Origin of the sequence: Streptococcus sp. E17BB, assembly GCF_041807725.1 — a bacterium.
Taxonomy (GTDB): Bacteria; Bacillota; Bacilli; order Lactobacillales; family Streptococcaceae; genus Streptococcus; species Streptococcus entericus.
Map to the genome: position 1 here is coordinate 24,360 of NZ_JBGTZC010000024.1, position 11,328 is coordinate 35,687.

The 11,328-nt window shown below is 41.4% G+C and carries 19 protein-coding genes and 1 pseudogene; 16 read left to right on the plus strand and 4 right to left on the minus strand.

From position 1 onward, the window contains the following. Positions 1-31: 31 nt before the first annotated feature. Entirely contained in the window at positions 32-661 is a 630-nt protein-coding gene (locus ACERC7_RS07120) for a YigZ family protein (RefSeq protein ID WP_373666543.1), read from the minus strand. A gap of 56 nt (positions 662-717) precedes the next feature. Here ACERC7_RS07120 and ACERC7_RS07125 point away from each other — a divergent pair, with 56 nt between their 5' ends. Further along, positions 718-1,890 carry a DEAD/DEAH box helicase gene (locus ACERC7_RS07125; protein ID WP_373666544.1) on the plus strand — a complete coding sequence of 391 codons (1,173 nt, stop codon included), beginning with the start codon at positions 718-720 and terminating at the stop codon, positions 1,888-1,890. Positions 1,891-1,910: 20 nt separating this feature from the next. On the opposite strand, the gene ACERC7_RS07130 is transcribed toward ACERC7_RS07125, so the two are convergent. The 3 genes from ACERC7_RS07130 to ACERC7_RS07140 all read right to left on the minus strand — a co-directional run bounded on the left by ACERC7_RS07130 (position 1,911) and on the right by ACERC7_RS07140 (position 5,183). Beyond that, positions 1,911-3,344, minus strand: coding sequence for a recombinase family protein (locus ACERC7_RS07130; RefSeq protein WP_373666545.1), 1,434 nt, complete (start codon positions 3,342-3,344; stop codon positions 1,911-1,913). Between the two features lie 259 nt (positions 3,345-3,603). Continuing rightward, positions 3,604-4,365, minus strand: a complete 762-nt coding sequence (locus tag ACERC7_RS07135; RefSeq protein WP_373666546.1) for a type II toxin-antitoxin system PemK/MazF family toxin — start codon at positions 4,363-4,365, stop codon at positions 3,604-3,606. Between the two features lie 8 nt (positions 4,366-4,373). Continuing rightward, entirely contained in the window at positions 4,374-5,183 is an 810-nt protein-coding gene (locus ACERC7_RS07140) for a S24 family peptidase (RefSeq protein WP_373666547.1), read from the minus strand. 167 nt (positions 5,184-5,350) lie between these two features. Here ACERC7_RS07140 and ACERC7_RS07145 point away from each other — a divergent pair, with 167 nt between their 5' ends. The 15 genes and pseudogenes from ACERC7_RS07145 to ACERC7_RS07215 all read left to right on the plus strand — a co-directional run. Next, positions 5,351-5,587 (plus strand): DUF739 family protein, encoded by a 237-nt coding sequence (locus ACERC7_RS07145; RefSeq protein WP_373666548.1) that lies wholly within the window; start codon positions 5,351-5,353, stop codon positions 5,585-5,587. An 11-nt stretch (positions 5,588-5,598) separates the two neighbouring features. Beyond that, entirely contained in the window at positions 5,599-5,901 is a 303-nt protein-coding gene (locus ACERC7_RS07150) for a hypothetical protein (protein WP_373666549.1), read from the plus strand. 270 nt (positions 5,902-6,171) lie between these two features. Next, on the plus strand, positions 6,172-6,324 hold the full coding sequence (locus ACERC7_RS07155) for a BOW99_gp33 family protein (RefSeq protein WP_373666550.1): 153 nt from the start codon (positions 6,172-6,174) through the stop codon (positions 6,322-6,324). A gap of 1 nt (position 6,325) precedes the next feature. Next, entirely contained in the window at positions 6,326-6,568 is a 243-nt protein-coding gene (locus ACERC7_RS07160; RefSeq protein ID WP_373666551.1) for a hypothetical protein, read from the plus strand. Then, the gene (locus ACERC7_RS07165; RefSeq protein ID WP_373666552.1) at positions 6,565-6,840 is read left to right on the plus strand and encodes a hypothetical protein; all 276 of its coding nucleotides are present in this window, start codon (positions 6,565-6,567) and stop codon (positions 6,838-6,840) included. Before ACERC7_RS07160 ends, ACERC7_RS07165 begins: the two co-directional genes overlap by 4 nt. A 38-nt stretch (positions 6,841-6,878) precedes the next feature. Then, positions 6,879-7,212, plus strand: a pseudogene (locus tag ACERC7_RS07170) (transcriptional regulator). A gap of 249 nt (positions 7,213-7,461) precedes the next feature. After that, the gene (locus ACERC7_RS07175; protein WP_373666553.1) at positions 7,462-7,794 is read left to right on the plus strand and encodes a hypothetical protein; all 333 of its coding nucleotides are present in this window, start codon (positions 7,462-7,464) and stop codon (positions 7,792-7,794) included. A gap of 4 nt (positions 7,795-7,798) precedes the next feature. Next, on the plus strand, positions 7,799-7,942 hold the full coding sequence (locus tag ACERC7_RS07180) for a hypothetical protein (protein ID WP_373666554.1): 144 nt from the start codon (positions 7,799-7,801) through the stop codon (positions 7,940-7,942). Positions 7,943-7,952: 10 nt separating this feature from the next. After that, on the plus strand, positions 7,953-8,105 hold the full coding sequence (locus tag ACERC7_RS07185; RefSeq protein ID WP_373666555.1) for a hypothetical protein: 153 nt from the start codon (positions 7,953-7,955) through the stop codon (positions 8,103-8,105). A 2-nt stretch (positions 8,106-8,107) separates the two neighbouring features. Beyond that, positions 8,108-8,263 carry a hypothetical protein gene (locus ACERC7_RS07190; protein ID WP_373666556.1) on the plus strand — a complete coding sequence of 52 codons (156 nt, stop codon included), beginning with the start codon at positions 8,108-8,110 and terminating at the stop codon, positions 8,261-8,263. Between the two features lie 107 nt (positions 8,264-8,370). Then, positions 8,371-9,129: a phage recombination protein Bet gene (gene bet, locus ACERC7_RS07195; protein WP_373666557.1), complete on the plus strand. Its 759-nt coding sequence runs from the start codon at positions 8,371-8,373 to the stop codon at positions 9,127-9,129. 10 nt (positions 9,130-9,139) lie between these two features. Then, positions 9,140-10,174: a DUF1351 domain-containing protein gene (locus ACERC7_RS07200; protein WP_373666558.1), complete on the plus strand. Its 1,035-nt coding sequence runs from the start codon at positions 9,140-9,142 to the stop codon at positions 10,172-10,174. A 2-nt stretch (positions 10,175-10,176) separates the two neighbouring features. Next, on the plus strand, positions 10,177-10,524 hold the full coding sequence (locus tag ACERC7_RS07205; protein WP_373666559.1) for a sporulation protein Cse60: 348 nt from the start codon (positions 10,177-10,179) through the stop codon (positions 10,522-10,524). Then, entirely contained in the window at positions 10,521-10,682 is a 162-nt protein-coding gene (locus ACERC7_RS07210; protein ID WP_373666560.1) for a hypothetical protein, read from the plus strand. The genes ACERC7_RS07205 and ACERC7_RS07210 overlap by 4 nt, the downstream gene beginning before the upstream one ends. A gap of 271 nt (positions 10,683-10,953) precedes the next feature. After that, a partial coding sequence (locus tag ACERC7_RS07215) for a DNA cytosine methyltransferase (protein WP_373666561.1) occupies positions 10,954-11,328 on the plus strand: 375 nt, incomplete at its 3' end.

Genomic DNA, 11,328 nt, shown 5'->3' on the forward strand with positions numbered 1-11,328 from the left:
TAATTTTTAGGTGGAATTTTCTATATTAAACTTAATGCAGATTCACTTCAATAATCTGACTGCCAGAAGGCGTCGCGACCACCTTGCCCTGATAATAGTCTGTCAGACGGTCAACAAAATCAGGAATGGCTTCCTTATCCAGATAAACCCTGGTTGTGATGTCGGCTTGAAAATCAGTCTCCATCTCCTCCAAACCTTCACTAGCTAAGAAATTGGCGTAAGTCTGGTACTGGGGATAGGTCAGAGTAATCGCTAGTCCCTCCAATCGTTTGACCTCAACGCGACCCAGCTCTGCTATGGCGCCAGCCACACTTCCCGCGTAAGCTCGAATAAGTCCGCCAGCGCCCAGCTTAATCCCGCCAAAATAGCGGGTCACGACTGCCACCACGTTGGTCAGCTCCTGCTTCTCAAGCACCGTCAACATGGGAACACCAGCCGTTCCTGAGGGTTCGCCGTCATCACTCGAACGTTTAATCTCACTTTTTTTGCCAATAATCATAGCAGAGCAGGAATGGTTGGCCTTGTGGTGTTGTTTTTTGATACTAGCAATGTAGTCTCTGGCGTCGTCCTCTGTTTCTACTCGCTTGAGGTGGCAGATGAAGCGAGACTTTTTGATGTCTTGCTCGACGATACCGTCGGTTTTGATGGTCTTATAGTTCATAGGTTTATTTTACCGATTTTTAATGGTTTTGGCAAAGGTTTTACGAATAGCTAGATATGACGATACCAGAAGATTATCTAGGGCGGTGCTTCACCTTTCATCAACTCAGTCCACAAGAACGTGAATTGGCGACATACTTGCCATCAACACAAGAGCACAAGAAACAATTATCATGTGCTCGGTGTCTAGGTAGTATGGCCTATCAACTCCCATCAGGAGCTCGTTACTGCAGGGACTGTATTACCATGGGTCGGGTGACCAGTGTTCAGCCCCTCTATACCTTTAAACAACAAGACTTTTCAACAGGGTCTGTTCTAAACTGGACAGGGACGTTGACTCCTTATCAGGAGGAAGTGTCTAACCAGTTGATAAAGGCTCAAGCAGCCAAAGAAAATATCCTCGTCCATGCTGTCACAGGCGCTGGCAAGACCGAAATGATTTATCCTGTCTTGGAACAAGTCCTATCCCAAGGGCAGGCAGTGGCGGTTGTCAGTCCGAGGATTGATGTCTGTAAGGAATTATATAGTCGATTGAAGAGAGATGTTACCTGTTCCACGGTGCTCTTGCATGGGGATAGTGATCCGTACACTAGGGCGCCTTTAGTCATTGCCACAGTCCATCAGCTGTACAAGTTCTATCAAGCTTTTGAGTTGGTTATCATTGATGAGGTTGATGCTTTCCCTTTTGTGGATAATGCCAGCCTCTATCATGCGGTCGAGCGTGCCTTGAAACCATCAGGCAGCAAAATTTACCTGACGGCAACATCAACTGAACAGTTAGACAGGCAGGTGCGTGCTAAACAGCTCAAAAAAGTTCATTTAGCAAGGCGTTTTCATGGGAATCCTTTGGTTATTCCGACGCCTGTCTGGCTGGCAGGTTTACTGGACAGTATGACCAAAGGCAGGTTGCCTAAAAAACTGCTTAACTATTTAACAAGACAAGCAAAAACAGGCTACCCGCTCTTGATTTTCTTTCCTCATATTGCCTTGGGGCAAGAATTTCACCGGCTTCTGTCATTGTATTTCCCAGAAGAGACGATTGGATTTGTTTCCAGTCAGACACAAGAAAGAGCCGACCAGGTGGAGGATTTTAGGCAAGGGCGCTTACGTATTTTGGTTACCACAACGATCTTAGAAAGGGGGGTCACCTTTCCGTGTGTTGATGTTTTTGTCCTCTGGAGTAATCATAAACTTTACACGGCATCGAGTTTAATTCAAATTAAGGGTTAGAAACTTTGTAATTTTGAGTATTAAAAAGTCCAGTGAATGTCTATGTTGTCCTTGTCTATGTTGATACGCTGGACAAGTAGTTCAACGGTGTATTTCTGTGTATCATAGTCCATAGTCCAAACATCAGGGAGAGCAAGAAAATCTGAAATGGTTTCTTGTCTGTCCAGCTCCTTTCCGTTGTCGTAGGTTTTCTCAAGCTCGTCTTCTAGTAGTTTTTTCTTGGCAATTAGGGTGTCTGTTTCTGATTTTAGACCCTCCAGAGTTATCAAATCATTTAGGTAAAGGGTGTTCAACTTGGATAGCTGCCCAACGGTTTTATTGATATTGGCTTCAATCCTGTCACGTTTACGCTTCAGTTCATAGTCATCAATTTTCTGCCGTCTGTTCATTCTGGACGGGTCTTTTTGTAGCTTGGCTATCTCATGTAGGACGTAGTCTTCCAGAATTTCTCCATCGTACAAAGGAGTGTCACAAGTGGCTGTCCGTTTAGGCCTGCTGTTCAGGCAGTAGTATTTCTTGAGTTTTTTACCGTCTTTCTTTCTCGGTCTTCCCAATTCTAGGGTCAATCGTGAGCCGCATTTGCGACACCTTAAAAACTTACTCAACATATACTTTACCTGAAAAGGGATTGTGTAGTGGTTTTCCTCTGTCCCTAGTCTTCTACGTTGTCGTTCTCTTTGGGCTTTATCAAATAGCTCTTTTGTGATTATTGGTTGATGGTTGCCCGGAAAGAGTTTGTCATTGTATCGTGTCATTCCGTAGTAAACAGGATTGTCAATAAGGTGGCTGACTCCATGGGGGAACCAGGTGCTATCTTTGCCGTTATAGTCAAGCTCGTTGAGTTTATTTGCTATTTTTTGGATAGACATACCCTTGAGGTAGTCTGTGAATATCATTTCTACTACGGGAGCTTTGGCAGGGTCTAAGATTAGTTCTCCCTTGCTCTTGTCGTAATCGTAGCCAAAGGGGATAAAGGTCCAGGCCATGGTCTTACCAGACTTTGCTCTTCCAATTTTGCCCATTGTCATTCTTTCAGTGATCTGCTCTCGTTCAAATTCAGCAATAGCAGATAGCAGAGTAAGGAACAGATTTCCCATAGCGGAAGAAGTGTCTATGTTTTCTTGCAAGCTGACAAAATGGACATCATTTTGATTAAAAACATCTTTGACTAGATACAAGGTGTCTCTGACGCTCCTAGAAAGGCGGTCTAGCTTATAGACTAGGATTGTATCGAAGCGTTTATGTTTTGCGTCTGTAATCAGTTTAGACATTGCAGGGCGGTCAATTTTACCCCCTGAAAATCCAGCGTCCGTGTATTCTTCATAGATAGTCCAGCCCATAGCTTCACAATACTTAGTTAAGCTGTCTAGCTGCCCTTGTATTGAGTAGCCCTCTTCAGCTTGGTTAGTGGTAGACACACGGACGTAGATAGCAACTTTTCTTGTAGTAATCATTGAATCTGTACCTCTTTTTTGATAAAATGGGTACAAGAAAAGTCTTCAAAAGGTATGCCCTTTGAAATACTTTCTTGTGTCACAGCCCTACGCTCGGACCGACCAAAGTTGAGCGTGGGGCTTTTTGTTTTACTTATAAAAAACAACTGTACAAAAATTGTACAGTTGTGACCGTGGCAGGAGCGACCTGCCGTATTTTGCACTAGATGATTTCATCTAGGTAATCCAACTGCATTGTATCAAAGTTTTTATCTTGTTGTCAAATAATTCTTTCAGATATTGCTAGAGACAGTTTTTGTAATTGCTCATCTCCTAGTACAGTGGCAGAAAGTACATCAATTTCTGATAACCTTGGCTCTATCTTATTTTTATCGATTGTTGTTATACAATCTAAAGCAGCATAAGTTATTTTTTCCTTTGTCCTCTGAAATCTGTCCATTTGGTTGCTTGCGTTTTTTAACAAATCGACAGACTGGACCTGTGTGTGAAAAATCTTTTGTAGTAAATCATTATATTTATCTTGATTTTCAAATAGGTATACAAGATTATCAAACGATGTGACTGGAGTAATACTTGGAGGAAGACTTGAATTGATTTCATTGATTAACTCTTCCTCAGTTTTTTTCTTATTATCCATTGCAACTTTATAAGTTAGGTAGAAGAGTTCACTTGAAAAATTGAAGTCTAATTTAAGTTTGTCCTTCCCATTCTTGGAAGTTAACGGAACGACTGTAATGGTTCTTTTGGATTTGTTGTCATTTTTAGATAAGGTAATAGCGTAATGTTTTTTTGAAAATTCTTCTCCAAAGTTCATGCCAAAGTGAACATAGACAATAGTTCCAGGTAAGTATTTTTTATATCTTCGTCTCTGCTTTTTGATGTCGCGTTCCAACTGATTGACATAATTTGAAAGGCTTTCCCCCATTCCAAAAGATTTATGGTAGTGAGGATTTCTCTTGATCAACTCTACTAGATGAGCAGCCGATTGAGATAGTAATTCCAAGTCTTCTTGTCTATCCATACCGCCTCCTAATCTCTGTAAATCTCTACGACTTCCCCAATGGTTCTGATGTCGTCATCCTCTGTCAGGTAGATCTCTTCATAGTTGTTGTTTAGACTTTGAAGATACCAAGAACCATCATAGTCACGTTTTAGCTTTTTGACAAAATTTTTGCCGTCGACCTGGAAGATACCGATAGAATTGATGTCCACTTGGCTTGTAACCTCAATGAATAGCAGGTCATCGTTACAGATAAGAGGCTCCATGCTATCGCCTACGACTTTAGCGATGGTGTCATACTTTTCAGGGACATTATCGGCACGGAGTTTGACTTCCATGTAGAGGTTGTCCTCTTGGAAAGTTCCGTGACCAGCAGCGACCAGCCCCTGAATATAGTCTGTGATGTATTCCTCATCATCTTCCTCCTCAATCTTTTTGTCAAAGATTGGGAGAACCTTGTTCCCCTCTTGTTCTTCCAGCTGTTCAGAAGCAAAGTCAAGGACTTTTTCCTGTCGGTCTTCTTCCAGCTGGTTGTAGATGGTCAGGATTTTAGGCAGGCTATTTTTTTCCTTTTCCCTTTCATTATCAGGTATTCGCTCCATTGCTACATCATACCCCATCAACCATGCTTCATTGACATTTAGAGTTTTAGAAAGAAGATATAGCTGTTTTTGAGCAGGCACAGATTTTCCGCTTACATATTGGGAAAGGGTACTTTTTCCCATTTTTATGCCTAATTTTTTTTGATATGGTAGAGATTTCTCAAGTATTTCAACTTGTTTGAGATTTCTTTGGGACATTATTAGTTTTAGGCGTTTTGAAGTAGTATCTTGTTGCATTTCTACTCCTTTCATTCAAATCTATAATTAGATTATAAACCTCATTGAACAAAAATTCAAGAAAAAAATTCAAAAAAATGAACTTTTTTTGTTGACAAAGTTCAAAATGAGGTGTAAGATAGAGTTACAAAGAGGTTCAAGTTCATGAACCTAGAAAGGAGAAGTAAATGGTTTTTGATTACTCAAAACTGAGTGGTAGGATTGTTGAAAAGTTCGGTACGCAGTATAACTTTGCTATTGCTATGGGACTTTCGGAGCGTTCTTTATCACTCAAACTAAACAATCGTGTGGATTGGAGAAGTAAGGAAATTACCAAGGCTTGTCAAGAGCTAGACATTGGTAATGACGAACTTGGAGAATATTTTTTTAGACCAAAAGTTCAAGAACTAGAACAAACAACCTAGAAAGGAGACCTATGGAAAACAACTTAGTCGGCAAGTATCTTGAAATATCTGGAGAGATAGTAGGACGGATTGAACAAGAAAATGAAAAAGACCTACTTGTCCGTAGATCAATTGTTATCCATAACAATATCTATCGAGGCTATGAGTTGATAGATAGTAGTGTTGATAACGTTGGTCTTTGTGAGCAAGCGGTCTATATTGATAAGAAAGTGCTTGATAGCTATTGGGTTAAGGTAGTAGAACTATCTACTATTCCTGAAACCATCAATAGCATTGACAGCACTGACTTGATTAGGAAATGGTTGAACATGTAGATTGACGCTCTCATGTCCGTTGACATACTCAACACATTTCACTAAGTAATGCTCAGATTTATGGTCTGCTGATTTAGCAATGACAGAACCAATAGTAGGAATAGCAGGTAATGTCATTGGTACAGATTCAGCGTGCCCATCAATCACAATACGACAAGTAATCATAGCTTATCCTCCTTTCGTTGGGATAAGTCAATTATATCAAAAAAGCACCTCACGAACGCCAATTCTACTGAGGTGAAAATAAATAGATTATAAGGAAATTATAACATGAAGCGAAAAAAAGAACAATGGAAACCCATTATTACTAACTACTTGAAAAATGGGGAGACCAATCACGACATGACAGGGGTAGTTATCCCGGACGGCCACATCTTCTATGATGTGGAACATTCACTAGAAAAACAAGCAAAAGGAGCATAAAATGACCAAGACAGAAATCCTACTGATGATTGCCACAGCTTCAACAACGCTGTGCGGTGTGAGCTGGCTTAATAAATTGAAAGATATGGTTGACAAGCCGCCGTCTGATTCTAATATTTCTAAGAAGGCTACAACGGTGTCTAACCAGCCAAAAGGTTTTATTGACTATAAGACAGGTCGTAGGGTTGATATCGACCCTGAAACAGGCAAGGAGTATTTTTTGGATACAGGGGAACTGGTGTGATTAGAAAGTTATTCAAAATACGTAAAAATCCAGCCAAATTACTCCGTGAGTCAATAGACAGCTTTATCCAACTAGGCTTGAAAGAGCAAGAGCCACGACCACAACCAACTGAGCAAGCTGGCCCAGTTTACTCAGGCGGTACGGTCACGCTGACCAAGGAAGCCTACCACAAGTTGCTTGAAGAGAACCGAACTTTACGGCATGAAGTGGCTCAGATGGAAGCGGTCATCTTATCCTGCCAAACGGCTATTAGAAATGGAGGTTTTGGTTGATGTTTATTTCACGCAGTCTTGAGAAGAACTACTCGAAAATGAATAACCACTTTTTTTCAGAATAAAAAGCTTAGCCTCCAAGCTAAAGGCTTGATGGGAGAAATCATGACCAATCAAGACGATTGGCGACCTTACCTGTCAGAGCTAGAAAAGAGGTCAACTAATGGAAGAGAGGCCCACAGGAACGCTTTTGAAGAACTGAAACAGGCTGGCTACATTCGGATTTATCGGAAAAGCCTTGGCCGTGGCAAAGGGGTTCAAAATTTCATACTGGCTAGCGATGTTCCTTTCACAGATGACTATTTTGCTTATAAGGTAGAGCATTTAGAAAAGGAGTTATCCACAGTTTCCACAGGTGACCCTAAAGATTGACTTTACAACTTACGGGTTTTACAAAGTTGTATTTTTCAACTGTTGAATTTTACAAAGTTGTATTTTTCAACTGTTGAAAAACCCGACACTAATAATAACTAACTTAACAATAATAACTAATTTAATAATAATCTTGACCCTATCGGGACTAATTATTAAATAAGGGCTATGCCCAAACTAATCCAACAACAAACTAATACTTATAAATAAAGAAAGGGGATAACCAAGGTTATCCACAGGAGAAAAATCATGAAACAAACTAACACTTTTATCGTATTCCGTAACAAAAAAGGCTACTACCTTTCAGAGTACAAAAACAACCCACACACATTCGCTTATTCTGCTGATTGGACAGATGGAATTGAAAGTGCCTTAACTATTGATGAGGAACATTACAACGGCAGAGACAATGAGCGTTATTTGGCTATGGCTATGCTCTTTGAAGCAGAACCAATCAAAGTCCAAGCAGAGTACACATTGACTACCTTGGACGGTCAAGAACCATCAGAACCAGTCAAAAATGATGAAGATGAATTAAATGCCCTTTTAGGGAAGTTGCTTTTTGGCGGTAGAAAGGATTAAGCTCATGACGAAATGGCAACAACGTGAAAATCTGGTCTGGCTATCTGCTACGGCCCGAGAGAAAGAGCGACTACTGGACACTGGACTGTCTGACCGTGTCCGCTATATCAGCCTAGTCCGTGAGCTGGGCAGGAAATACGCAAGCTAGGAGGTAGAACATGGACGATAAGAAACGGACAATGATTTTAGCCTTAAAATCAGCATTCCTAGAACAAGGTTACTGTCTGGGTACTAATTTTGAGGAACAAGCTAGCAAGCTATCCCTTTCCCAGATTGCTATTGAAATCTCATTAGCACAGGCAGGTATTTAGCTATGGTACAAGACAGAGGACTATTTGGAACTTTTGACTATGACACTTGGTTAGCGACTGAACCAGACTACTGCCCGCACGAAGAGAGCTACGATGAGGATGAAGCTTATGACCGTTGGGTAGACGCTCAGAGCGAGCACCTAGCAGAACGGCTCTAAAATCGTTTCTAAGCGATTTTAAGTTAGGGCTATACAATTTACCACAAAAACAAGACGAGTATGCCCCTAAATTTTGAGAAATTGGGGCATTCGGAAAGGAATTCAAGATGACACAAAACCAATTAACAGCACAGCCTAAGCGTGACATTGCGGTTGATACCAGCGTTTGGACACCACAAGACATCAAAAGGTTTTTTGACCCACAAAATTTACTGTCTGAAAAGCAAGTAGGGCAAGCTCTATCTCTTATCAAAGGACGAAATCTGAACCCTTTGGCTAATGAAGTCTATATTGTAGCTTACAAAAACAATAAGACAGGAGGTGTTGAGTTCAGCCTGATTGTCTCTAAAGAGGCTTTTCTTAAACGAGCAGCACAAAGTCCAAATTATGAGGGTTTTGAGGCTGGTGTTGTTGTTATAGATGAAAATGGTATCCAAGCTGAACGGAAAGGCTCACTAATCTTACCAACAGATAAACTTGTTGGCGGTTGGGCTAGAGTGTACCGAAAAAATTTCAAGGTGCCAGTTGAAATCTATCTGTCACTTGCTGAGTATAACAAGGGTAAAAGCACTTGGAACTCAATGCCAGCTACCATGATTAGGAAAACAGCTCTAGTTAATGCTCTACGTGAGGCTTTCCCTGAGGATTTGGGCAACATGTACACAGAAGACGACGGAGGGGAAGCATTCGATCGTGTTATCGATGTTGTCCCTGAAAAGTCCCGTGATGAAGTCATTGCCGAAAAAAAGGCACAGGTTGAGGCTTGGAAAGCTCAACAGGCTAAGCAGGCAACATTGGAACATCAAGAAGAGGAAGTTGCAGCCCATGTAGAAGAACCAGTACAGGGCGAACTGCTGGACTACTAGGAGGTAAAATATGCAAGAATTACAGGTTAGGGTCACACAGGCCCAGGTTGAGATTATCGACCGTGAGAAGTTTGAACAGGGTATCAATGCGGTTGTGACTAGGTATGAAAATTACACGGTCACAGCTGCAACCATCAAGGAAGATAAGCAGGTATTGGCTGACCTACGAAAACTCAAGAAGCAGATTTCTGATGAACGTATCAAGATTAAGCGTGAACTGTCGCAATCTGCTGATGAGTTTGATGGGTACATTAAGACCACAAGTAAGCCCCTTGATGATGCCATTGACAAAATCGCTCAAGATGTTAAAGAGTTTGAGGAACACCAAAAAGCCTTGAGACTTGATACAGTCAAGAGCTACATTGCCAAGAAATCCGCTGAGTACATGATTGACCCTCGTGTTTTTGATGGCAAGATTATTGAGTACCTGAAAGCAACAGATTTCATGGCTGACGGTGTGACTTTGAAGAAAGTTACTATGAAAAGCCTTGATGACATGGTTACGTTTGAGTACCAAAAACAGCAGGAATTTGAGCAGGCCAAACGTATGATTTCAGGGCAATGTGCTGAGTATGGTATGAATGACCAGCCGTATATCCGACAACTAAAAGAGCTGACGGTTATGGAAGTTCTGGAACAAATCAAGTCTGATTACTTGTTTGAGCAAGAAAAACAGAAAATGCGTCAAGCTCAAGAGGAACGCGAGCGAATTTTAGCAGCCCAGCGAGCCAAGAAACAGGAGCAGGCTCAAAAATCTACGGAGACCCCAAAATTTGACCCAGAAACAGGCGAAATCTTGGAAGTTGACCCAATACCACACAAAGAACTTGAGGCCGTCAGAGGGGCTGAAAATGCCCCTAAACGCTATACTCAAAAAATGACTTTGGAAATCTATTTTGAGGACACCGCTGAAAAAGACCTCTTCAAGGCGGGTCTTACTCAGCTTGGATTTGATTTCCAACGTAACTACTGGGTCAATGGCTACCGGCGGTTGGACCAGCCTGTTACACAGGAGGAATTGGAAGCTATGAATAATAGGGGTTAATGATGAGAGTGGTATTTTTTGCAGACGATGGCCCACATTGTGAGCCTATTGATGACCAAATCAATAACTGGCTATCCGAAAATGATGTCAAGGTTATTGACATTAAATTCTCCTCTACTACTGCAGCTGTTGCAGATAGTGGCATTAGTGCACAATATTGGCATACTTCCGCATTGGTGCTGTACGCAGAGAAGCCAGCGATTGCCAATTATCCTAAACATGGAACAAGCAAAGGAGAAGGTGTGGGCTTTCTGGAGAGATGTGTTGGCTGTGACCAGATAACAACTTTCAAATCTAAGCATAGTGGTCAAGTAGTCTGCTATGACTGCAAAGAAAGAAGAGAAGCATGATTGAACTTGAAAAATACAAGCTGGTGCTGGAATTTGAGGAAGCCAACCGCCCCTTATCTATTTGCGAAAAACAAGCACTATTGCCTTATTCGTTGGGATATGTGCAGGCTGGGCTGAACTCTTTGGAAAAGGACTATTGTGCAGGGAGGTATGTATGATTGAATTTCTGAAAGAAGCAGGCATGGCTCTCCTGTGGTTCATGTTGGGCTCTCTAATTGGAGAATGTAGCTAGAGAAACAAGGATAACAAAGATAACAAAAAATAATAAAACGTGCCGTGAACCACGTTAAAAGCGAACTAGAACTTATGTGTCAGTCTGGCAATCATGGTCCAGAATGATGTAAAGATGGCGACTGCCCGTATTTAGCCAAACTCACAACCTTGGCAGTCGCATTTTTTTGAAATGATTAAACCAAGAAAGGACGCTGAATGAAATTTTTAGACTTATTTTCTGGTATCGGTGGCTTTCGTCTTGGACTAGAAGCAGCCGGGCATGAATGTATTGGTTTCTGTGAAATTGATAAATTTGCCCGGTCAAGCTATAAAGCAATTCATAACACGGAGGGAGAAGTAGAACTACATGACATCACAACCGTTTCAGATGAGTCTATTCGAGGACTCGGAACTGTTGATATTATCTGTGGCGGATTTCCGTGCCAGGCTTTCAGCATTGCAGGAAACAGACGAGGTTTCCAAGATACAAGAGGAACTCTCTTTTTTGAAATTGCACGGTTCGCATCTATTCTCAGACCCACATATCTTTTCCTTGAGAATGTCAAAGGATTGCTCAACCACGAGGGGGGG